General features: G+C 65.7%; 22 protein-coding genes. 18 read left to right on the top strand and 4 right to left on the bottom strand.

The features are described from left to right. Window positions 1-19: 19 nt before the first annotated feature. The 4 genes from gyrB to dnaA all read right to left on the bottom strand — a co-directional run bounded on the left by gyrB (window position 20) and on the right by dnaA (window position 6364). Window positions 20-2449, bottom strand: coding sequence for a DNA topoisomerase (ATP-hydrolyzing) subunit B (gene gyrB / locus D000_RS0100690; RefSeq protein ID WP_018871624.1), 2430 nt, complete (start codon window positions 2447-2449; stop codon window positions 20-22). 111 nt (window positions 2450-2560) lie between these two features. Beyond that, window positions 2561-3646 carry a DNA replication/repair protein RecF gene (locus D000_RS0100685; RefSeq protein WP_018871623.1) on the bottom strand — a complete coding sequence of 362 codons (1086 nt, stop codon included), beginning with the start codon at window positions 3644-3646 and terminating at the stop codon, window positions 2561-2563. 12 nt (window positions 3647-3658) lie between these two features. Continuing rightward, window positions 3659-4762, bottom strand: coding sequence for a DNA polymerase III subunit beta (gene dnaN, locus D000_RS0100680; protein WP_018871622.1), 1104 nt, complete (start codon window positions 4760-4762; stop codon window positions 3659-3661). A 246-nt stretch (window positions 4763-5008) separates the two neighbouring features. Beyond that, on the bottom strand, window positions 5009-6364 hold the full coding sequence (dnaA, locus tag D000_RS0100675; RefSeq protein WP_018871621.1) for a chromosomal replication initiator protein DnaA: 1356 nt from the start codon (window positions 6362-6364) through the stop codon (window positions 5009-5011). Between the two features lie 153 nt (window positions 6365-6517). Between dnaA and rpmH the strand changes: the two genes are divergently transcribed. From rpmH to D000_RS0100585, 18 genes are all read left to right on the top strand, one after another. Continuing rightward, window positions 6518-6652, top strand: coding sequence for a 50S ribosomal protein L34 (rpmH, locus tag D000_RS0100670; protein WP_018141118.1), 135 nt, complete (start codon window positions 6518-6520; stop codon window positions 6650-6652). 22 nt (window positions 6653-6674) lie between these two features. Beyond that, entirely contained in the window at window positions 6675-7028 is a 354-nt protein-coding gene (gene rnpA / locus D000_RS0100665; RefSeq protein ID WP_018871620.1) for a ribonuclease P protein component, read from the top strand. Further along, the gene (gene yidD, locus D000_RS0100660; RefSeq protein ID WP_018871619.1) at window positions 7025-7282 is read left to right on the top strand and encodes a membrane protein insertion efficiency factor YidD; all 258 of its coding nucleotides are present in this window, start codon (window positions 7025-7027) and stop codon (window positions 7280-7282) included. The genes rnpA and yidD overlap by 4 nt, the downstream gene beginning before the upstream one ends. 8 nt (window positions 7283-7290) lie before the next feature. Then, window positions 7291-8997, top strand: a complete 1707-nt coding sequence (yidC, locus tag D000_RS0100655) for a membrane protein insertase YidC (RefSeq protein ID WP_026279657.1) — start codon at window positions 7291-7293, stop codon at window positions 8995-8997. A 7-nt stretch (window positions 8998-9004) separates the two neighbouring features. Further along, a complete protein-coding gene (gene mnmE, locus D000_RS0100650; protein ID WP_018871617.1) occupies window positions 9005-10321 on the top strand; it encodes a tRNA uridine-5-carboxymethylaminomethyl(34) synthesis GTPase MnmE in 1317 nt (438 codons plus the stop codon). A 111-nt stretch (window positions 10322-10432) separates the two neighbouring features. Next, window positions 10433-12307 (top strand): tRNA uridine-5-carboxymethylaminomethyl(34) synthesis enzyme MnmG, encoded by a 1875-nt coding sequence (gene mnmG / locus D000_RS0100645; protein WP_018871616.1) that lies wholly within the window; start codon window positions 10433-10435, stop codon window positions 12305-12307. Beyond that, window positions 12297-12920, top strand: coding sequence for a 16S rRNA (guanine(527)-N(7))-methyltransferase RsmG (gene rsmG, locus D000_RS0100640; protein WP_018871615.1), 624 nt, complete (start codon window positions 12297-12299; stop codon window positions 12918-12920). Before mnmG ends, rsmG begins: the two co-directional genes overlap by 11 nt. Before the next feature lie 3 nt (window positions 12921-12923). After that, entirely contained in the window at window positions 12924-13679 is a 756-nt protein-coding gene (locus D000_RS0100635; RefSeq protein ID WP_018871614.1) for a ParA family protein, read from the top strand. Between the two features lie 40 nt (window positions 13680-13719). Continuing rightward, the gene (locus D000_RS0100630) at window positions 13720-14562 is read left to right on the top strand and encodes a ParB/RepB/Spo0J family partition protein (protein ID WP_026279655.1); all 843 of its coding nucleotides are present in this window, start codon (window positions 13720-13722) and stop codon (window positions 14560-14562) included. A gap of 108 nt (window positions 14563-14670) precedes the next feature. Next, the gene (locus tag D000_RS0100625; protein WP_018871612.1) at window positions 14671-15057 is read left to right on the top strand and encodes an ATP synthase subunit I; all 387 of its coding nucleotides are present in this window, start codon (window positions 14671-14673) and stop codon (window positions 15055-15057) included. A 31-nt stretch (window positions 15058-15088) separates the two neighbouring features. Then, a complete protein-coding gene (gene atpB, locus D000_RS0100620; RefSeq protein ID WP_026279654.1) occupies window positions 15089-15931 on the top strand; it encodes a F0F1 ATP synthase subunit A in 843 nt (280 codons plus the stop codon). 52 nt (window positions 15932-15983) lie between these two features. Beyond that, entirely contained in the window at window positions 15984-16220 is a 237-nt protein-coding gene (atpE, locus tag D000_RS0100615; RefSeq protein ID WP_012983953.1) for a F0F1 ATP synthase subunit C, read from the top strand. Between the two features lie 53 nt (window positions 16221-16273). After that, window positions 16274-16744, top strand: coding sequence for a F0F1 ATP synthase subunit B (locus tag D000_RS0100610; RefSeq protein WP_018871610.1), 471 nt, complete (start codon window positions 16274-16276; stop codon window positions 16742-16744). A 9-nt stretch (window positions 16745-16753) separates the two neighbouring features. Further along, window positions 16754-17290: a F0F1 ATP synthase subunit delta gene (locus D000_RS0100605; RefSeq protein WP_018871609.1), complete on the top strand. Its 537-nt coding sequence runs from the start codon at window positions 16754-16756 to the stop codon at window positions 17288-17290. Window positions 17291-17303: 13 nt separating this feature from the next. Continuing rightward, window positions 17304-18845 (top strand): F0F1 ATP synthase subunit alpha, encoded by a 1542-nt coding sequence (atpA, locus tag D000_RS0100600; RefSeq protein WP_018871608.1) that lies wholly within the window; start codon window positions 17304-17306, stop codon window positions 18843-18845. A 12-nt stretch (window positions 18846-18857) separates the two neighbouring features. Next, window positions 18858-19718 carry a F0F1 ATP synthase subunit gamma gene (atpG, locus tag D000_RS0100595; protein ID WP_018871607.1) on the top strand — a complete coding sequence of 287 codons (861 nt, stop codon included), beginning with the start codon at window positions 18858-18860 and terminating at the stop codon, window positions 19716-19718. A gap of 58 nt (window positions 19719-19776) precedes the next feature. After that, on the top strand, window positions 19777-21153 hold the full coding sequence (gene atpD, locus D000_RS0100590; RefSeq protein WP_018871606.1) for a F0F1 ATP synthase subunit beta: 1377 nt from the start codon (window positions 19777-19779) through the stop codon (window positions 21151-21153). 12 nt (window positions 21154-21165) lie between these two features. Then, on the top strand, window positions 21166-21585 hold the full coding sequence (locus D000_RS0100585) for a F0F1 ATP synthase subunit epsilon (protein ID WP_018871605.1): 420 nt from the start codon (window positions 21166-21168) through the stop codon (window positions 21583-21585). The last annotated feature ends 19 nt before the right edge of the window (window positions 21586-21604 follow it).

Raw genomic sequence — 21604 nt, 5'->3', positions numbered from 1 at the left:
TCCGCCCCGCAGGCCGGGACTAGACGTCGACGTTCTCGGCGCTCAGTGCCCGGCTCTCGATGAAATCGCGGCGCGGTTCGACCTGGTCACCCATCAGGGTGGTGAAGATCTCGTCGGCGCGGATCGCATCCTCGACGCGGACCTGAAGCAGGCGCCGCGATTCCGGGTTCATGGTCGTGTCCCAGAGCTGGTCGGGGTTCATCTCGCCCAGGCCCTTGTAGCGCTGGGTCGCCAGACCGCGGCGCCCTTCCTGAAGCAGCCACTCCATCGCCTCGGAGAACCCGACAATGGTGTGAACACGTTCGCCGCGCTTCATGTAGGCTCCCTCGTCCAGCAGGGCGTTCAGACGAGCCGATAGGTCGAGGACGGCCTGGAAATCCCGGGAAGCAAGGGTATCGTCGCTGATGTACTGCGACAGCGGCGCGCCGTGCTCGATTCGGTCGAGGCTGAGCTGGGCACTGCCTTCGTGATCCGTCACCGGGCCCAGGCTGTAGCGGGTGGCACCCGCCTTGTTGCTGGAGAGGCCGTCGAGGATGCGGCCGAACCAGGCCTGAACCTCGGCGTTGCTGACGCTGCGCGGCTCCGGCATCGCATCGGCCTCCAGCATGGCCCAGAGGATGCGCGAGTCATACATGCGTCCCAGGCGTTCCACCGCGCGGGCCGCCTTCTGGTAGCCCTTCACCAGATCCTCGAAGGCCTCGCCGGTAATCGGCGGGGCATCCGGGCTGGGATAGAGCGCGGCGCCATCGAGGGCCAGGGAGATCACGATCTCGCCCATCTCGGCCTCGTCACGCACGTACTGCTCGCGTTTGCCTCGCTTGATCTTGTACAGCGGCGGCTGCGCGATATAGACGTGGCCACGCTCGATCAGCTCGGGCATCTGCCGGAAGAAGAAGGTCAGCAGCAGGGTCCGAATATGCGAACCGTCCACGTCCGCGTCGGTCATGATGATGATGCGGTGGTAGCGGAGCTTGTCCGGGTCGTATTCCTCCTTGCCGATCCCGCAGCCGAGCGCGGTAATCAGGGTGCCGACCTCGGCGGATCCCAGCATGCGATCGAACCGGGCCCGCTCGACATTGAGGATCTTGCCCTTCAGCGGGAGGATGGCCTGGAAATGGCGATCGCGTCCCTGCTTGGCAGAACCGCCCGCGGAGTCACCCTCCACCAGGTACAGCTCGGACCGAGCGGGGTCCTTTTCCTGGCAGTCGGCCAGCTTGCCCGGCAGACCGGCCACATCGAGGGCCCCCTTGCGCCGGGTGACCTCGCGGGCCTTGCGCGCCGCCTCGCGCGCGCGCGCCGCATCCAGCACCTTTTCGGTAATGGCCTTGGCCTCCTGCGGGTGTTCCAGCAGGAAGTTGTTGAGGGCGTCGGACAGCACACTTTCGACAATCGGTTTGACCTCGGACGAGACCAGCTTGTCCTTGGTCTGCGACGAGAACTTGGGATCGGGGACCTTCACCGAGAGTACGGCGGTCAGGCCCTCGCGCATGTCATCGCCGGCAGTCGCGACCTTGGCCTTCTTGATCAGGCCCTCGTTCTCGAGGTACTGGTTGATGGTCCGCGTCAGGGCCGCCCGGAAACCCGCCATATGGGAGCCGCCATCGCGCTGCGGGATGTTGTTGGTGTAGCAGAAGATGTTCTCCTGGTAGGAGTCATTCCACTGTAGCGCCACCTCCACCGAATAGTCCTCGCGCTCCTGGTCGGCATAGACCACGGTGGGGTGCAGGGCGGTCTTCTTCTGATTCAGGTGTTCGACAAAGGCGCGGATACCGCCTTCGAACACGAACGTTTCCTCGCGGTTGTCGCGGTAGTCCCGCAGGGTGATGCGGACGCCGGAATTCAGGAACGACAGCTCGCGCAGGCGCTTGGCCAGCACTTCGTAGTGGAAGTTGATATCGGTAAAGATCTCCGCGCTGGGTCGGAACCAGACCCGGGTGCCATGGCGATCGGTGGTGCCGGTCGCGGCCAGGGGCGCGTCGGGCACCCCCATGTGGTAGGTCTGCTCGTGGCGCTGACCGTCGCGATAGATCTCCAGGCGCAACTCCTCGGACAGGGCGTTCACGACGGAGACGCCAACACCGTGCAGCCCGCCGGAGACCTTGTAGGAGTTATTGTCGAACTTCCCGCCGGCGTGGAGGACAGTCAGGATCACTTCGGCCGCGGATGTGCCCTCTTCCTCGTGGATATCGACCGGAATCCCGCGGCCGTTATCGCTGACCGATACCGCGTTATCTTCGTGGATCGTGACCTCGATGGAGTCGCAATGGCCGGCGAGGGCCTCGTCAATCGAGTTATCGACGACCTCGAAGACCATGTGATGCAGGCCGGTACCATCGTCGGTGTCACCGATGTACATGCCGGGTCGTTTGCGGACGGCATCCAGCCCCTTGAGGACGCGGATCTGACTGGAGTCGTAAGCAGTGGGGTCGTTCGTTTCGGTATCGGACATGCGAGGGGTATTCCGGACAGGTACAAGCCTCGCAGTATAGCGCAAAGGCAGCAGGGTCCGGTGTATTCAGGAATGGGCGCAGTCGGGCGCGAGGCAGGATGCGTCAGGGGGTTACGGAGCCAAAGGGTCGGGGGACAGTCGACCATGTTTCACGTGGAACAATTGACCTGCCCCACCCCGATCCAGCCCCGGGATCGAATCCTCCACCGCCGTGACCAGGATCTGCCAGCCGCTGTCCGCGAGGCCGGCCATCAATCCCTCCACCACCACGCGGTCCAGCTCGGACACCACATCGTCCAGCAACAACACCGGTGCCCGACCGATCTCCTTCTCCAGCATCCGAGCCTGCCCCCCCACCAGCGCCGTCACCAGCCGCTTCTGTTCGCCGCGCGAGGCCTCGGCCGCTGGCCGCCCATCCAGACGCAGGTCGAGATCCGCTCGCTGCGGCCCGACCTGCGCGAACCCGCGCTCCTCGTCCGTGGGGCGACTGCGTTCCAGCGCCTCCTCCAGGCTGCGCTCCCGATCCCAACCCGCACGCAGCGAGACCTTCAGGCCTCCAAGCCGTTCCGAAAGCCCGAACGCGCCCGCCGCCTCCCGGGTTGCGGCGTCCCACTGGGCCACATAGCGCGCCCGCGCCTCACTGACCTGGACGCCAAATTCCACCAGTGGCCGCTCGAATTCGCGCGCCCCCCTGCGGTCGCCATTCCGCAGTGCCGCATTCCGCTGCTCGTGGGCCCGCCGCCAGCGTTGCCAGGCCTGTCGATACCCGACAATCGCATGGAAGCCGCCCCAGTCGAGCAGCCGCCGGCGTTCGTCCGGCCCGCCAGTCAACAGATCGAAGGAGCCCGCATGCAGCACGCGAACCGGTAACCACTCCGCGACGGCGGCGTGCCCCTCCATCCAGCGTCCATCCAGCCGCGAGCGCCGCGCCCCATCCCAGCAGACCCCGATCCGGTGAGCCCCCGAACCCTGTTCCCGCACCTCGCCACCGACCCAGAGCCCCTCCGCCCCGGTAGCCACGACTCGGCGCAATTGCTGGGTACGAAACGAGCGACCCGCGGCCAGGATATGCACCGCTTCCAGCACCGAGGTCTTCCCGGCACCGTTGGGACCAACCAGGCGGTTAATGCCGGGGGCCAGCCGCAGTTTCTGTTCCTGAAGATTGCGTACGCCCTGCCACCAGAGCGAGTCCAGCACGCCCGCCTCGCCCTACAGGCGCATCGGCATCACGACGTAGCGCGCACCGCCCGGAGGCTCGGCCTGGATCAGGATCGACGAGTTGCCGTCGCGCAAGCCGATCCGCACCTGCTCCGTCTCGAGCACGTTGAGGACGTCCGCCAGATAGCCCAGGTTGAACCCGATCTCCAGCGGACCGCCGTCGTACTCGGCCTCGATCGTCTCCTGTGCCTCTTCCCGGTCGGCGTTGTGCGTCATCACCTGGCAACCATTCTCGCCCAGCACCATGCGCACGCCGCGATACTTGTCACTCGCGACGATCGCTACGCGACCCAGTGCCCGCTTCAAGAGCTCGCGATCCACCCGCAGGGTCGCCGGGAGATCGGACGGGATCACGCGTTCGTAATCCGGGAAGCGGCCTTCGATGACCTTGCTGCGCAGGACCGCATTGCCCAGTTCGAATACGACCTGGTCCTCGCCGAAGCCAATCCGCAGCGAGCTCTCGTCATCGGCCAGATTGCGCCGAAGCTCGGCCACCGCCTTGCGTGGCACGATCCGCTCCACCCGACCTTCCACCGGCGACTCCAGCTCGACCTCGGCGAGCGCCAGCCGATGCCCGTCGGTCGCGACCGCCCGCAGACTCGTGCCGCTTGCCACCAGCAGCAGACCCTGCAGGTAGTAGCGCACGTCCTGCTGTGCCATGGAGAACATCGTCGCCTCCAGCAATCGCCGCAGCCGGTTTTGCGGCACGTCCAGCACGACCTCCGACCCGCGCGCCTCCCAGTCCGGGAAGTCGGCGCCCGGCAGGGTGGCGAGGCTGAAACGGGAACCGCCAAACCCCACGGTCATGCGCTCGCCCTCGACCCGTGCCCGGATCTCGCTGTCCGCCGGGGCGGCCTTGACCACATCCAGCAGCTTGCGCACCGATACTGTCACATCGCATTCACCCGGAATCGTCCCTTCCGCCCCGGCCTGCCAGGCCAGCTCCAGGTCCGTCGTATCCATGCGGATCGCGCCGTGTTCGTCCGGGCGTAGCCGCACGTTGCCGAGAATGGGCATCGTCAAGCGTTTCTCGGCCGCGCCTACAATCCGTTGCAGCGCTTCGGTCATCGTCTCGCGGTTGAAAGACAGTTCCATGGCGATGTCCTGTATCTAGAGTATTTAGATATTCAATTCGTAGTAATAAAGGGCCGACCGGCCTGTGCAGAAGTCCAATAAATCACTTTTTTATCAATTGCTTGCCGTATCCTTTTCGGCTCCGCGAACCTCTGCGAACCCTGTTGCCAACCTGTGGACAGTTTTGGCCCATCCGTTTTCCCCGGTTTCATACCGCGTTTGCACCCAGCTTATCCACAGGCTTGTGCACCCATGCGGTTGACGGCCTCAGCTGCTCAATGTTCGCAGCAGATTCGAGTAGTCCTCGTCCAGGCTGGCGTCGGCTTCACGCAGCTCGGCGATCTTGCGACAGGCGTGCAGCACGGTGGTGTGATCCCGCCCACCAAAGGCCTGGCCGATCTCCGGCAGGCTGTGCTGGGTCAGTTCCTTGGCCAGGGCCATCGCGATCTGCCGGGGCCGGGCGATCGAGCGGCTGCGGCGGGTCGAGAGCAGATCCGCCACCTTCACGCGATAGTAGTCGGCCACCGTCTTCTGGATATTTTCCAGTGTAATCAGCTTGTTCTGTACCGCCAGCAGGTCGCGCAGCGCATCCTTGGCAAAATCCAGCGTGATCGGCTTTCCGGTGAAATGCGCATTCGCGATCACTCGCCGCAGCGATCCCTCGAGCTCGCGGATATTCGACCGGATGCGCTTGCCCATGAAGAACGCGACCTCCGAGGGCAGCTCGATGCCGGCCTGCTCCGCCTTCCGCTGCAGGATCGCGACCCGCGTCTCCAGCTCCGGCGGTTCGATCGCGATTGTGAGGCCCCAGCCGAAGCGCGACTTCAGGCGTTCCTCCAGGCCCTCGACCTCCTTCGGGTAGCGATCCGAGGTCAGGATGATCTGCTGCTGGCCTTCGAGCAGGGCATTGAAGGTGTGAAAGAACTCCTCCTGCGAGCGCTCCTTGCCGGCGAAAAACTGGATGTCGTCGATCAGCAGGGCATCGGCCGACCGATAGTGCTGTTTGAATTCGTCAATCGCGTTGTGCTGCAGCGCCTTGATCATGTCGGCCACAAACCGCTCGGAATGCAGATAGATGATCCGCCCCTCCGGATGGCGCGCCAGGATACTGTGGCCGATCGCGTGCATCAGATGGGTCTTGCCAAGGCCCACACCGCCGTAGATGAACAGGGGGTTGTAGGCCACACCCGGGTTTTCCGCGACCTGAAGGCTGGCCGCCCGCGCGAGCTGGTTCGACTTGCCCTCGACAAAGGTGTCGAAGGTGAACGCCGGGTTCAGGTTACTCACTGGACCCTGCGGACGGGGCGTGGCCCGACGTGGCTCGGCGGCCGCGGGTCGCTCGCGCCGGCTCGCGACCGCCTCCTGCGGCCATTCCGCGCCGCCGATACCCAGCCGCACCTGGCAGCCGCCTTCCGCGGGCTGCAGTTCGTTCACCGTGCCCTCGATCGCGTTCAGCAGGTGATCGCGCACGTGCTCGAAAACGAACTGGTTGGGTGCCAGCAGGCGCAGGGTGCCCTCCGACTCTTCGGCGTGCAGGGGCCGCAGCCAGGTGTTCAGCTGCTGCTCGCTGACCTTCCCCTGCAGGCGATCCAGACAGGCTGTCCACAGGGTATTGGCTGACACGCGACGGTCTCCTGGGTGGCGGGGAATCGAAGCTCCCGAGTCTACGCCGATGCGCCCCCCGGGTGCCAGCGGCCTGGCCACACCGGGATTGACTTTGCGCCCGGATAACGCTAGTTTTCACCGCCCTTTCACCAACGCGTCACGGGAACTCACATGAAGCGCACCTTCCAACCCAGCCGGCTCGTTCGCGCCCGCACGCACGGCTTTCGGGCCCGCATGGCCACCCGCGGTGGCCGCAAGGTCCTGAACGCCCGTCGTGCCAAGGGCCGCAAGCGCCTCTGCCCGTAACCCGGGCAGTGCGCCGGCTCCCGTGACCGCGGCGCCTGCTGTACAGACCTTTCCGCGCCACGTCCGCCTGCTGACGGGCGCGGACTATCAGCGTGTGTTCGAAGATGCCGGTCGCCAGCGCGGCCGCCACCTGACGCTGCTCTACCGACCTGCCGAGGGCGCCGAGGCCCGGCTGGGCCTGGCGGTCGGCAAACGCCACGTGCGGCGCGCCTGCGACCGCAATCGCATCAAGCGGATCGTGCGCGAGGCCTTCCGCCAGTGCCGAACGGACCTACCGGCCCTGGATCTGATCGTGCTGGCCCGGGGCAGCGCCGTGACCGCCGACCGCCACGCGCTGCGTGCCGAGATCGACCGCCTGCTGGAACGTTTGCAATGAGCCTGCTTCGCAAGATCGCCCTGCTGCCCGTGCGCGCCTACCAGTACGGTATCTCGCCGTTCATGGCCCCGCATTGCCGGCATTATCCGACGTGCTCGGCGTACACCGTCGAGGCCGTGGAGACCCACGGCGTTCTGCGCGGCTTCTGGCTCGGCCTGCGCCGTATCCTGCGCTGTCATCCGTGGTCCCCGGGAGGCTATGATCCGGTCCCGGCTCCGCGCTCCGATTCCACCAGTACCCGACCTTCAAAGTAGTCGCGCCCATGGATAATCTTCGCCCCCTGTTGTGGCTGACCCTGGCCTTTGTCCTATTCCTGATGTGGCAGGCCTGGAACCAGGATTACGGCACCCCGTCACAGGCCGATCGCGCCGCCGAACAGGCCGAGGATGATCCCGACGCGCGTCCGGAGGATGTCCCGGACGCCCCGCAGTTCGAGACCGACGCCGAGACCGACCCGGCCGCGGTCGATGGCCCCCGGGTGACCACCTTGCAGGAGCCGGATCGTCGCCAGATCACGGTGCGTACCGATACCCACGAGATCCTGATCGACAGCCGAGGCGCCACCCTGCTGCGCGCCGATCTGCTGCAGTATCCGCGGGACCTTCAGGATGACCCGCTGGTCCCGGTGCGCCTGTTCGATCACCGTCTGCGCGGCTATGTCGCCCAGAGCGGGCTGACCCATGACCGCGTGAACGACCGCTCCATGGAAGGCCGGGCCCCCTCGCATCACGCCAACTTCCAGGTCGATCAGGACCGGTTCGAGATGGCCGAGGGCGAGGACACCCTGGAGGTCCCGCTGCGCTGGACCTCCGAGGATGGCGATATTGACGTCATCAAGACCTACACCTTCACCCGCGGCTCGCACCTGATCGAACTCGACTACCAGGTCCACAACCGCTCGGATTCGACCTGGAGCGGCCGCCAGTATCGCCAGCTCCGCCATGGTCCCACGCCGGATCGTGAATCCTGGTGGCTGTACACCTTTACCGGCGCGGCCTATTTCGATGGCAGCTACCAGCGCGAGCGTTTCGAATCCCTGCGCGACGATCCGATCCAGCAGCGCCTGCAGGGCGGCTGGGTCGCGATGATCCAGCACTATTTCGTCTCCGCCTGGGTGCCGGGAGAAGACGAGGTCAACGCCCTGTATGCGCGGGCCGTTCCGGGTGAAATCGGTGACGAGTACCTGATCGGTCTGCATTCCGAGTCCCTGCAGATCCCAGCTGGCGAGACCGGTTCGTTCTCCACCCGCCTGTGGGTCGGGCCCAAGCTGCAGGACGAACTCTCCCAGATTGCCCGCGGCCTCGACCTGACCGTCGATTACGGCATCTTTACGTTCCTCTCCAAGCCGCTGTTCTGGCTGCTGGACAAGATCTACGCCGTGGTCGGCAACTGGGGCTGGGCGATTGTCCTTCTGACCATCCTGATCAAGCTGGTGTTCTTCAAGCTGTCCGCGACCAGCTACCGCTCGATGGCGCGCATGCGCAAGGTTGCGCCCAAGCTGCAGGCCCTGAAGGAGCGCTACAAGGACGACAAGCAGCGCATGAACCAGGCGCTGATGGACCTGTACAAGAAGGAGAAGATCAACCCGCTGGGCGGCTGTCTCCCGATCCTGGTGCAGATCCCGGTATTCATCGCCCTGTACTGGGTGCTGCTGGAGAGTGTCGAACTGCGCCAGGCCCCGTGGTGGCTGTGGATCCAGGATCTGTCCTCGCGTGACCCGTACTTCATCCTGCCGATCCTGATGGGCGTGTCCATGTTCGTGCAGTACAAGCTGAACCCGCCGCCGATGGACCCGGTGCAGCAGAAGATCTTCATGGCACTGCCGTTCGTGTTCACCGTGTTCTTCGCCTTCTTCCCGGCGGGCCTGGTGCTGTACTGGTTCACCAACAACCTGTTCTCCATCGCCCAGCAGTGGTACATCACGCGCAAGATCGAGGCTGGACAGGACCCGGAAAAGAAGAAGGAGTAGGCGCCGCGTGACCGTGACGGACACCATCGTCGCGGTCGCCACCCCGCCGGGGGTCGGCGGTATCGGTGTCGTGCGCCTGTCGGGCCCCGAGGCGCTGACGATCGCGCGGCGTCTGACCGGCCGCGAGCACCTGCGGCCGCGCCACGCCCACTACGGCCGCTTCACCGATCCGGCCAGCGGCGAGGCGATTGACGACGGCCTGATCCTCTATTTCCCCGCGCCCCATTCTTACACCGGCGAAGACGTGGTCGAGCTGCAGGGCCATGGCAGCCCGGTGCTGCTGGAGGCGCTGGTCGCGGCGGCGGTCAGCCTGGGCGCCCGCCGTGCGCGGCCGGGCGAATTCACCGAACAGGCCTTTCTGAACGGCCGCCTCGACCTCGCGCAGGCCGAGGCCGTCGCCGATCTGATCCATGCCCAGACGGCCGCAGCCGCGCGCCTGGCCCGCTCCAGCCTCGACGGGGCGCTGGCCGCGGAGCTGGAGCCGGTCTCCCGCGCGATCCGCGACATGCGGGTGATCATCGAGGCCGAGATCGACTTCGGCGAGACCGACCTCGAATCCGAGGCCGCCCCGGACATCGCCCGGCGTACGACGGATCTGCACACGACCATCCGTGCGCTCCTGGAGCGCCTGCGCCCGGCCCGGTACTTCGCGCACGGCCTGCGTCTGGCCCTGGTGGGCGCCCCGAACGTCGGCAAGTCCAGCCTGATGAACCGCCTGGCGGAGAGCGAGGTGGCGATCGTCACCGACCGCCCCGGGACCACCCGCGACGTACTGCGCTCGCCGATCGCCATCCACGGTATCCCGGTGGAGCTGATCGATACCGCCGGACTGCATGCCAGCGATGACCCGGTGGAGCGGATCGGCATGCAGCGTGCCCGCGAGGCCGCCACAGGGGCCGACCTGATCCTGGAGCTGCGGGACCTGACCCGGCCCGAGGCCGCCGCCGATCTGGAGGCCCCGCCCGAGATCCCGCGGCTCACGGTCTGGAACAAGCAGGACTGCGTTGGACAGGATTCCCGGGCCGGAGAGGGGATCGTCATCTCGGCGCGCACGGGTACCGGCATTGATGAACTCAAGCAGTCGATCGTCGCGCGCCTGGGTGCCGGGGAGGGCGGGCAGCAGCGCTTCAGCGTGCGCGCTCGCCATCTCGACGGCCTGCGCCGGGCGGCGCAGCATCTGGGTCGCATCGAGGCCAGCGCCGCGCCCGACATGATCGCCGAGGAGCTGCGCCTGGCCGAGGCCGCGCTGGATGCCCTGCTGGGTCGCCAGGACCACGAGGCCCTGCTCGGCGAGATCTTCGCCGGTTTCTGTATCGGTAAGTGATGGCGCAGGGAAACACTGATCCCGTTGCGGCCGCTTCGACGCCGCCGCCACTCCTGCTAAACTGCTGATTTTACGTTTTCGGGCCGTCCGGCGGCCGGGTTTCCAGAGGTCATGGCAGAAGAATTCGATGTCATCGTGATTGGCGGCGGACACGCCGGCACCGAGGCCGCCCTGGCCGCGGCGCGCGCGGGTGCGCGCACGCTGCTGCTGACGCACAACATCGAGACCATCGGCCAGATGAGCTGCAATCCGGCGATCGGCGGCATCGGCAAGGGTCACCTGGTCAAGGAGATCGACGCCCTTGGCGGCGTCATGGCGCGTGCGGCCGATGCCGCCGGCATCCACTTCCGCACCCTGAACAGCCGCAAGGGCCCGGCTGTCCGAGCGACGCGGGCGCAGTCCGATCGGCAGCTGTACCGGGGCGCGATCCGGCGCTTTGTCGAGGCGGAGCCCAACCTCCAGGTCTTCCAGCAACCCGTCGCCGATATCCGCATGCATGGCGATCGCGTGACCGGTGTGGTGACCGAGGGTGGAATTGCCTTCACCGCCGCGGCCGTAGTGCTGACCGTGGGCACCTTCCTCAACGGCCAGATGCATACCGGCCTGCAGCAGCAGCCGGGGGGCCGCGCCGGGGACCCGCCCAGCGTGCGGCTGGCCGCGCGCCTGCGCGAGATGGCGTTCGCCGTCGGCCGACTGAAGACCGGTACACCGCCGCGTGTTGACGGACGCAGTGTGGATTTTTCCCGCCTGGAGCTGCAGCCGGGCGACGAGCCAAGGCCGGTGTTCTCGTTTATCGGTACGCGCGCCGAGCACCCGGCGCAGCGGCCCTGTCATATCGCCCGTACCACCGAGGCGACCCACGAACTGATTCGCCAGAACCTCGATCAGGCCCCGATGTACTCCGGCCAGATCGACAGCACCGGCCCGCGCTACTGCCCGTCGATCGAAGACAAAGTGGTCCGTTTTGCTGACAAGACCAGTCACCAGGTCTTCGTCGAACCGGAGGGCCTGGATACCCACGAACTCTATCCGAACGGCATCTCGACCAGTCTCCCGTACGCGATCCAGATCGCGCTGGTGCGCAGCATCCCTGGCTTCGAGCAGGCCCGCATCACCCGCCCGGGCTATGCGATCGAATACGATTACTTCGACCCGCGCGGTCTGCGCCCCAGCCTGGCCACGCGCGCAGTGGGCAACCTGTTCTTTGCCGGCCAGATCAATGGCACCACCGGCTATGAAGAGGCGGCCGCCCAGGGCCTGGTTGCGGGTCTGAACGCCGCCCGCGAGGTGCGCGCCCGCGAGCCCTGGATACCGCAGCGCTCGGAGGCCTATATCGGTGTGCTGATCGATGATCTCGTCACCCGCGGCACGCAGGAGCCCTACCGCATGTTCACCTCGCGCGCGGAGTACCGCTTGCTGCTGCGCGAGGACAATGCCGACCTGCGCCTGACCCCGGTCGGCCGCGAGCTCGGGCTGGTCGGCGCGGCGCGCTTTGCCCGTTTCGAGCAGCGGGCCGCGGCGATCGAGGCCGAGCGCGAGCGCCTGGCCCGCCTGCGACCCGACCGCGACCAGCGCACTCGCCCGGCGCTGGTCGAGCTCCTCGGCTCCGCCCCGGACCCGGAGGCCACGCTGCTGGACCTGCTGCGCCGTCCGCAGGCCGACTATGCAAGCCTGATGGCCGCGCTGCCCGAATGCAGGGCCGAGTGCTCCCCCGACGTGCGCGAGCAGGTCGAGATCCAGGCCAAGTACGCCGGGTACATCGAGCGTCAGCAGGCCGAGATCGAACGTCAGGCGCGGGCGGAGCAGACCGCGCTGCCGGAGGCGCTCGACTATGCGCAGGTGCACGGCCTCTCCAACGAGATTCGGCAGAAGCTCGCGGAGTTTCGCCCGCATACGCTGGGCCAGGCCCAGCGCATCCCGGGCGTCACCCCCGCGGCGCTGTCGGCCCTGGCTATTCACCTGAAGCAGCGCGCCAGTGGCGAGTGAGGTCTGGGCCACCCGCCTGCAACCCTACGCCGAGGCCTGGGGGCTGGATGCCCGTGCCTGCGAGGTCCTTGCGTTCTACCTCGACGAGCTGTTGCGCTGGAATCGGGTGCACAATCTGACGGCGGTGCGCGACCCGGCCCAGCTGATCCCGCGCCACGTGCTGGACAGCCTGACCCTGAGCCCCTATCTCCACGGTGACCGGGTGCTGGATGTCGGCACGGGTGCCGGCCTGCCCGGTTTCGTGCTGGCCGTGGTCGAGCGGGAACGCAGCTTCTGCCTGCTGGACAGCGCTGCCAAACGCATCCGTTTCCTGCGCAACGTGATCGGGCGCACCGGCCTCCACCACGTCGAGGCGATTCACGCGCGGATCGAGGACTTCCATCCCGACGCGCCCTACACTACGGTGCTGTCGCGCGCCTTCAAGGCCCCGGCCGACATGCTGGCGCGGGTCGAGCATACCGTGGCCCCCGGCGGCCGGGTGCTCGCCATGCTGGGCCAGCGCCGGGTGGTGGACGAGCCCCTGCCGGGGCCGTGGTCGTACCAACGGGTGGACCCGGTTACCATTCCCGGCGAGACGGCCGAGCGCCATGTCGCCATCATCGAGAGAACCTGACCCGTGACCGACATACTCGCGATCACCAATCAGAAGGGCGGGGTCGGCAAGACCACCACCTGCGTCAATCTGGCCGCATCCCTGGCGCGGCTGGGCAAGCGCGTGCTGGTGGTGGATATGGATCCCCAGGGCAACGCCACCACCGGCTCCGGGGTGGACAAGCACGCCGACGATCCCACCTCCTGCGAGGTCCTGCTGGGCGAGGCCACCGTTGCCGCGGCCGCCCACCGCGTGGAGGCCGGCTACGACCTGATCCCCGCCAATGGCGATCTCACCGTGGCCGAGGTCCGCCTGATGGAGTCGGAGCGCCGCGAATACCGGCTGCAGGATGCCCTGACCCCGATTGCCGGCGACTACGACCACATCCTGATCGACTGTCCGCCGTCGCTGAACCTGCTCACGGTCAACGGCCTGGTCGCGGCCGATGGCGTGGTGATCCCGATGCAGTGCGAGTACTACGCCCTCGAGGGGCTGACCGCACTGATGCGTACCATCGAGAGTATCCAGCGCGGGCCGAATCCGAACCTGCGCATCTCCGGCCTGCTGCGGACCATGTTCGACCCCCGCAACCGCCTCTCCGGCGATGTCTCGGCGCAGCTGACCGGGCACTTCGGCGACCGCGTCTTCCGCACGGTGATCCCGCGCAACATCCGCCTCGCCGAGGCGCCCAGTTTTGGCCAGCCAGCCTTGTTGTATGATGCCTCCTCGCGCGGAGCGGTGGCGTACCTGGCCCTGGCCGGCGAGATGCTGCGGCGCTGAGCGTCGCTATCCTAATGAGTCCCAGCAGGAACGACTGACCATGGCGAAACGAGGATTGGGCCGCGGCCTGGACGCCCTGCTCTCCGGTGCCCAGACGGGCGGTGACGACAGCGACAGCCTCGACCAGCTGCCGATCGAACAGATCCGGCGCGGCAAGTATCAGCCGCGCGTGCACATGGCCGAGGCCGCCCTGGCGGAACTCGCCGATTCCATCCGCGCCCAGGGTATCGTGCAGCCGGTCGTGGTCCGGCGGCTGCAGGACGGCTACGAGCTGATCGCAGGGGAGCGCCGCTGGCGCGCGGCCCAGCTCGCCGGGCTGGAGACGGTGCCGGCCGTCGTCCGCGACATCCCCGATCAGGCCGCCGCCGCGATGGCCCTGATCGAGAACATCCAGCGCGAGGATCTGAACCCGCTGGAGGAGGCGCAGGCCATCCGCCGCCTGATCGCGGAATTCGAGATGACCCACCAGGCCGCGGCCGACGCGGTGGGCCGCTCGCGGACGGCCGTTACCAACCTGCTGCGCCTTCTGGAACTGCACGACACCGTGAAGGACCACGTGAATGAAGGCCGCCTGGAGATGGGCCATGCGCGCTGCCTGCTGGCACTGGCGCTGGATGATCAGCCGGGCGTCGCGGCCACGGTCGTCAAGCGCGGTCTGTCCGTCCGTGCCACCGAGCAACTGGTGAAAAAGGTCCTCGCCGCCACCCCCGAGCCACGCCGGGACAGCGCCCCCCCGCCGGAGGTACGCCAGCTCGAGACGCGGCTGTCCGACCAGCTTGGGGCCCCGGTACAGGTCCGTTACAACCGCCAGGGCAAGGGCCGGCTCGTCATCGAATACAACAGTCTCGACGAGCTGGACGGCATCCTCTCCCATATCCAGTAGCCGCCCGCGCGGCCTGGCGTCCCGCCCGCTGGCGGTTTGACGCGGTCCAGGGCCGCTCTTATACTACGCGCACTTTTTGGGAGAGGGGTGGGTGTGCCCATCCGCTGAATGACACCGCGACGCTTCAGACACGCCTTACAATCGCTGGGTCTGCAGCTCGCCTTAACGCTGATACTGTCGGGCCTGCTGCTGGCCCTGTTCCCCCCAATCGTGGCGATCTCGGCCGCGGTGGGCGGCATGACCGCGACCCTCGGCAACGCCGTGGCCGCGGTCGTCGTGTTTCGCGCCTACCGCTCGGATCAGGTGGGCGCGCTGACGGCCCGCATGATGGGCGCCCAACTGGGACGACTGGTTATCATCGCGGTGGCTTTCGGGGTGGCGTTCGCTTACCTGGACGAGCCGGACCTGCTGGCCTTGTTCGGCATCTTCCTCCTGGTGCATCTGGCCCCCTTGTGGTGGCTGCACCGGGTTTCTGATCAAGCAATGACGAGATAACTGCATGGCTTCAGAAAGCGAACTGCCCACCATGGAAGAGCATATCGCTCACCATTTGACGAACCTCACCTTCGGGCTTCATCCCGAGAAAGGTATGAGCTTCGCCTCCACCAGCACCGAAGCCGCCGAAATGGGCTTCTGGGCGATTCACGTCGACTCCATGCTCTGGTCGATTGCGCTCGGCCTGCTTTTCGTCCTGACGTTCCGGGCCGCTGCGAAGAAGGTCACCGCCGGCGTTCCGGGCGGCTGGCAGAACTTCGTCGAAATGACCATGGACTTCGTTAATGACAACGTCCGTGGGTCCTTCAAGCACAAGAATGACATGGTCGCGCCGCTTGCCCTGACCATCTTTGTCTGGATCTTCCTGCTCAACCTGATGGACCTGGTGCCGGTAGACCTGCTGCCGCACATCGCCTATCTGCTGGGCATCCCGTACTTCAAGATCGTGCCGACGACGGATATCAACGTGACCGCCGGGCTGGCGCTGGGCGTGTTCGTCCTGATCATCTACTACTCGTTGAAGATCAAGGGCCCCGTCGGCTTCATCAAGGAACTGACCGGCATCCCGTTCCAGACCAACATCGTCTACATCAAGCCGATCTTCTGGGTGATCAACTTCGTACTGGAGTTCATCAACCTGCTGGCCAAGCCCGCATCGCTCGCCCTGCGACTGTTCGGCAACCTGTACGCCGCCGAGATGATCTTCATCCTGATCGGCGTCATGTACTCCGCGGGCCTGATCCTGGGTCTGGCCGGCGGCGTGCTGCACGTGGGCTGGGCGATCTTCCATATCCTGGTGGTCCCGCTGCAGGCCTTCATCTTCATGGTGCTGACCGTTGTCTATCTGGACATGGCGTACAGCGAAGATCACTGATCCCGACTTCACTTCAAACTGACCGTTTCAACACTCGACTGGAGATACAAAAATGGAAATGGCAAACGCTCTGATCGTTCTGGCTGGCTCTCTGCTTCTGGGTCTGGCCGCTGTCGGCGCCGCCATCGGCGTGGGCACCCTGGGTGGTCGCTTCCTGGAAGGCGCCGCGCGTCAGCCGGAACTGATCCCGATGCTGCGTACCCAGTTCTTCATCGTGATGGGTCTGACCGACGCCGTGCCGATGATCGGCGTGGGTATCGGCCTGTACGTCCTGTTCGCCCTGGGCTAAGAGGCTGACCGAGTCCCGAGGATCCCTCACACTCGTCAACCCGAGGTAGCAGGATGAATATCAATCTGACCATCATCGGCCAGCTGCTCGCGTTCAGCGTCTTCGTGTGGTTCACGATGCGCTACGTCTGGCCGCCCATGTCCAACGCCCTGGAAGAGCGTCGCAAGAAGATCGCCGACGGCCTTGCCGCCGCCGAGCGTGGCGAGAAAGAGCAGGAGCTCGCCCAGGAGCGTGCGACCGAGGTCATCAAGGAAGCGAAGCAGCAGGCCAACGAGATCGTTGCCTCTGCCCAGAAGCGTGCCAACGAGCTGGTCGAGGAAAGCAAGACCGCGGCCCGTGAGGAAGGTACTCGCATCAAGGAAGCCGCTCAGTCCGAGATCGAGCAGGAGCTCAACCGTGCCAAGGAAGAGCTGCGCAAGCAGGTCTCCGTCCTCGCGGTTGCCGGTGCCGAGCAGATCCTCGCCAAGGAGATCGATGCCAAGGCGCACGGCGATCTGCTGAAGAAGCTCGCGGCCAAGCTCTAAGGAGACGTTATGTCAGACCTGATTTCGGTCGCCCGACCCTACGCCCGCGCGGCCTTCGAGCGGGCCCAGGAGAAAAACGATCTCGCTGGCTGGGCCGAGCAGCTCGACTTGCTGGCGGCGATCGCCAGCGACTCGCAGATGCACAGTCTCCTCTCCAACCCGCGGCTCCCGCGCTCCGACCGTGCCCAGCTGGTGCTGGACGTGGCGGCTGACAAGGTTGGCGCCGAGGCGGGGAACCTGGTCCGGCTGCTGGCCGAGAATGGCCGCCTGCTCGCCCTGCCCGCCGTGCGCGATGCCTTCGTGGAAATGAAGGCCGCCGCCGAACAGCGTGTGCACGCGGACGTGGTTGCCTTTCGCAAGCTGACGCAGGCGCAGGAGAAAGAGATCCACGACGCCCTGGCCAAGGGCCTGGGCTGCGAAGTCGATCTCGAGTGCTCGGTCGACAGCTCCCTGCTTGGGGGCGCCATCATCCGCGCCGGCGACCTGGTAATCGACGGCTCCGTGCGAGGCCAGCTGAACCGCCTGGCTGCCAATTTGAGTCGCTAAGAGGATATTTAACATGCAACTGAATCCCTCCGAGATCAGTGATCTGATCAAACAGCGCATCGAAAAATTCGATGCCTCCTCCGAGGCCTCCAACGAGGGCACCGTGGTCAGCCTGACCGACGGTATCGCTCGTGTGCACGGCCTGGGCGACGTCATGCAGGGCGAGATGCTCGAATTCCCGGGCGACACCTTCGGCATGGCGCTTAACCTCGAACGCGACTCCGTGGGTGTCGTGATCCTGGGTGACTACAAGCACATCAAGGAAGGCGACACGGTCAAGTGCACCGGCCGCATCCTCGAGGTGCCGGTCGGCGAACAGATGCTCGGCCGCGTGGTCGATTCCCTGGGTCGCCCGATCGACGGCAAGGGCCCGGTCGACACCGATTTCACCAGCCCGATCGAAAAGATCGCGCCCGGCGTTATCGAGCGTCAGTCGGTGGACCAGCCGCTGCAGTCCGGTATCAAGGCGATCGACGCCATGGTTCCCGTGGGTCGTGGCCAGCGCGAGCTGATCATCGGTGACCGCCAGACCGGCAAGACCGCGGTGGCGATCGACGCGATCATCAACCAGAAGGACTCCGGCGTTAAGTGTGTCTACGTCGCCGTGGGCCAGAAGGCCTCTTCGGTCGCCTCCGTGGTGGCCAAGCTGGAAGAGGCCGGCGCGATGGAGAACACCATCATCGTCGCAGCCAACGCCTCCGAGTCGGCCGCGATGCAGTTCATCGCCCCGTACGCCGGCTGCGCGATGGGCGAATACTTCCGCGATCGCGGCGAAGACGCCCTGATCGTCTACGATGACCTGACCAAGCAGGCCTGGGCCTACCGTCAGGTGTCCCTGCTGCTGCGTCGTCCGCCGGGCCGCGAAGCCTATCCGGGTGACGTCTTCTACCTGCACTCGCGTCTGCTGGAGCGTGCCTCCCGAGTCAACGCCGAGTACGTGGAAGAGCACACCAATGGCGAAGTGAAGGGCAAGACCGGTTCCCTGACCGCGCTGCCGATCATCGAGACCCAGGCCGGCGACGTCTCCGCGTTCGTGCCGACCAACGTGATCTCGATCACCGACGGCCAGATCTTCCTCGAGACCGACCTGTTCAACTCCGGTATCCGCCCGGCGATCAACGCCGGTCTGTCGGTGTCCCGAGTGGGTGGTGCCGCGCAGACCAAGATCATCAAGAAGCTCGGTGGTGGCGTGCGTCTGGCGCTGGCGCAGTATCGCGAGCTGGCGGCGTTCTCGCAGTTCGCCTCCGATCTCGACGAACTGACCCGCAAGCAGCTGGACCGCGGCAAGCGCGTCACCGAGCTGATGAAGCAGGGCCAGTACCAGCCGATGTCGATTGGCGAGATGGCGTTCTCGCTGTACGCCGCCAACGAGGGCTACCTCGATGACGTCGAGGCGGACAAGGTCGTGAGCTTCGAAAAGGAACTGATCGCCTACGCGCGTTCCTCGCAGAAGGAGCTCCTGGACGAAATCAACAGCTCTGGCGACTACAACGACTCCATCCAGGAAAAGCTGAAGAAGGCCCTGGAAGAGTTCAAGGCCAAGCACAGCTGGTAACGGGAGCACGCAATGGCGGGCACTAAGGAGATCCGGACGCAGATCAAGAGTATCCAGAATACTCAGAAGATCACCAAGGCGATGGAAATGGTCGCCGCGTCCAAGATGCGCAAGGCCCAGGACCGCATGGAAGAGTCCCGGCCCTACGCGCAGAAGATCCACGACGTGATCGGTCACGTCGCCATGGCGAATGCCGAGTACCGGCATCCGTTCATGGTGGAACGCGAGGTCAAGCGCGTCGCGCTGATCATCGTGTCGACCGACCGCGGCCTCTGCGGCGGGTTGAACACCAACCTGTTCAAGAAGGCCGTTGGCGAGATGCGTCGCTATCGCGACGAAGGCATCGAGGTGGACCTGTGCGTGGTCGGCAACAAGGCCCTGCAGTTCTTCAAGCGTCTGGGCGGCAACATCGTGGCCGAAGCCAAGGATCTCGGGGACCGTCCGCACATCAATGACCTGATCGGCTCGATCAAGGTCGTGCTGGACAACTTCCGCGACGGCAAGGTCGATCGTGTGGTCCTGCTGGAGAACAAGTTTGTCAACACCATGACGCAGCAGCCCGAGGCCACTCAGCTGCTGCCGACGGCGCCGAGCAAGGACGAATCGCTCAAGCACCACTGGGACTACATCTACGAGCCCGACACGCATCCGGTGATGGATACGCTGCTCGAGCGCTATGTCGAGTCCCTGATCTACCAGGCGGTGGTCGAGAACGTGGCCTGCGAAATGGCCGCGCGGATGGTCGCCATGAAGTCGGCCTCCGACAACGCCGGCACGATGATCAAGGACCTGCAGCTGGTCTACAACAAGGCGCGCCAGGCATCGATCACCCAGGAGATCTCCGAGATCGTCAGCGGCGCGGCCGCGGTCTAGCGCCTGCCCGCACGAATCGGTCGACTCGGCACGAATTACGACTTACGAGGATGAACACATGAGTTCCGGAAAAATTGTCGAAATCATCGGCGCCGTCGTGGACGTGGAGTTTCCCCACGGCGAAGTGCCCAAGGTCTACGACGCCCTGACCCTGGAAAATGGCCTGACCCTGGAAGTCCAGCAGCAGCTGGGCGACGGCGTGGTCCGTACCATCGCCATGGGCACCACCGAAGGGCTCAAGCGCCAGACCGCCGTGACCGCGACCGGCAAGCCGATCTCGGTGCCGGTGGGCAAAGCCACCCTCGGCCGCGTGATGGACGTGCTGGGCCGCCCGGTGGACAACGCCGGCGACGTCGAGGCGCAGGAGACCTGGTCGATCCACCGCTCCGCCCCGACCTTCGATGAGCAGGCGGGATCCACCGAGCTGCTGGAAACCGGCATCAAGGTCATCGACCTGCTGTGCCCGTTCGCGAAGGGCGGCAAGGTCGGCCTCTTCGGCGGCGCCGGCGTGGGCAAGACCGTGAACATGATGGAGCTGATCCGCAACATCGCGATCGAGCACTCCGGCTACTCCGTGTTCGCCGGGGTGGGTGAGCGTACCCGTGAGGGCAACGACTTCTACCACGAGATGAAGGACTCCAACGTCCTCGACAAGGTGGCCCTGGTCTACGGCCAGATGAACGAGCCGCCGGGCAACCGTCTGCGTGTCGCGCTGACCGGCCTGACGATGGCCGAGTTCTTCCGTGACGAAGGCCGCGACGTGCTGATGTTCATCGACAACATCTACCGCTACACCCTGGCCGGGACCGAGGTCTCCGCGCTGCTGGGTCGTATGCCGTCCGCGGTGGGCTACCAGCCGACCCTGGCGGAAGAGATGGGTGTGCTGCAGGAACGCATCACCTCGACCAAGAAGGGTTCGATCACCTCCATCCAGGCCGTCTACGTGCCGGCGGATGACCTGACCGACCCCTCCCCGGCCACCACCTTTGCGCACCTGGATGCGACCGTCGTGCTGTCGCGTCAGATCGCCGAGCTGGGGATCTACCCGGCGGTCGATCCGCTGGATTCCACCTCGCGTCAGCTGGACCCGCAGATCATCGGGCAGGAGCACTACGACACCGCCCGTGCGGTGCAGAACACCCTGCAGCGCTACAAGGAGCTGAAGGACATCATCGCGATCCTCGGGATGGACGAGCTGTCGGAAGACGACAAGCTGGTCGTGGCCCGTGCGCGAAAGATCCAGCGATACCTGTCGCAGCCGTTCTTCGTGGCCGAGGTCTTTACCGGTGCGCCCGGCAAGTACGTGTCCCTGAAGGACACCATCCGTGCGTTCAAGGCCATCGTCGCGGGTGAATATGACCACCTGCCGGAGCAGGCCTTCTACATGGTCGGCACCATCGAGGAAGCCGTCGAGAAGGCCGAGAAGCTCGGCTAAGGAGTAGGCATAATGCCGATGACTATGCATGTGGATGTGGTCAGCGCGGAGGAGTCGATCTACTCCGGCACCGCTCTGATGATCGCCGCGCCCGCCGAAGGTGGCGAGGTCGGCGTGTACGCCGGGCATACGCAGATGCTCGCCCGGCTGAATCCGGGCGAGCTGCGCATCCTCGAAAAGGAAGGGGCCGATCCCCAGCCGGTATTTGTTTCCGGCGGCATCCTCGAGGTCCAGCCCTACCATGTGACCGTACTGGCCGACACGGCGGTGCGGGCCAAGGACCTGGATGAGGCCGAGGCCCTCGAGGCCAAGAAGCGTGCCGAAGAGGCCCTGGCCAACTCCCAGGCCGATTTCGACTACGCGAAGGCCCAGGCCGAACTGGTCGAGGCCGCGGCAAGGCTGCAGATGATCCAGAAGCTGCGCCGGAAGTAAGCTCTCCGTGAACGGATGA

This window comes from Thioalkalivibrio sp. ALJ16 (assembly GCF_000377345.1).
In the GTDB taxonomy this organism is placed as follows: Bacteria; Pseudomonadota; Gammaproteobacteria; order Ectothiorhodospirales; family Ectothiorhodospiraceae; genus Thioalkalivibrio.
Note: the sequence above shows the minus strand (reverse complement) of the source record. Positions and strands in the feature narration are given on the sequence as shown.

What these genes read in the sequence shown, in the direction of transcription:
- gyrB (WP_018871624.1), bottom strand. Translation starts at nt 2,449, where the DNA reads ATGTCCGATACCGAAACGAACGACCCCACTGCTTACGACTCCAGTCAG.
- dnaN (WP_018871622.1), bottom strand. Translation starts at nt 4,762, where the DNA reads ATGGAACTGTCTTTCAACCGCGAGACGATGACCGAAGCGCTGCAACGG.
- rpmH (WP_018141118.1), top strand. Translation starts at nt 6,518, where the DNA reads ATGAAGCGCACCTTCCAACCCAGCCGGCTCGTTCGCGCCCGCACGCAC.
- yidD (WP_018871619.1), top strand. Translation starts at nt 7,025, where the DNA reads ATGAGCCTGCTTCGCAAGATCGCCCTGCTGCCCGTGCGCGCCTACCAG.
- yidC (WP_026279657.1), top strand. Translation starts at nt 7,291, where the DNA reads ATGGATAATCTTCGCCCCCTGTTGTGGCTGACCCTGGCCTTTGTCCTA.
- mnmG (WP_018871616.1), top strand. Translation starts at nt 10,433, where the DNA reads ATGGCAGAAGAATTCGATGTCATCGTGATTGGCGGCGGACACGCCGGC.
- D000_RS0100630 (WP_026279655.1), top strand. Translation starts at nt 13,720, where the DNA reads ATGGCGAAACGAGGATTGGGCCGCGGCCTGGACGCCCTGCTCTCCGGT.
- D000_RS0100625 (WP_018871612.1), top strand. Translation starts at nt 14,671, where the DNA reads ATGACACCGCGACGCTTCAGACACGCCTTACAATCGCTGGGTCTGCAG.
- atpB (WP_026279654.1), top strand. Translation starts at nt 15,089, where the DNA reads ATGGAAGAGCATATCGCTCACCATTTGACGAACCTCACCTTCGGGCTT.
- atpE (WP_012983953.1), top strand. Translation starts at nt 15,984, where the DNA reads ATGGAAATGGCAAACGCTCTGATCGTTCTGGCTGGCTCTCTGCTTCTG.
- D000_RS0100610 (WP_018871610.1), top strand. Translation starts at nt 16,274, where the DNA reads ATGAATATCAATCTGACCATCATCGGCCAGCTGCTCGCGTTCAGCGTC.
- D000_RS0100605 (WP_018871609.1), top strand. Translation starts at nt 16,754, where the DNA reads ATGTCAGACCTGATTTCGGTCGCCCGACCCTACGCCCGCGCGGCCTTC.
- atpA (WP_018871608.1), top strand. Translation starts at nt 17,304, where the DNA reads ATGCAACTGAATCCCTCCGAGATCAGTGATCTGATCAAACAGCGCATC.
- atpG (WP_018871607.1), top strand. Translation starts at nt 18,858, where the DNA reads ATGGCGGGCACTAAGGAGATCCGGACGCAGATCAAGAGTATCCAGAAT.
- atpD (WP_018871606.1), top strand. Translation starts at nt 19,777, where the DNA reads ATGAGTTCCGGAAAAATTGTCGAAATCATCGGCGCCGTCGTGGACGTG.
- D000_RS0100585 (WP_018871605.1), top strand. Translation starts at nt 21,166, where the DNA reads ATGCCGATGACTATGCATGTGGATGTGGTCAGCGCGGAGGAGTCGATC.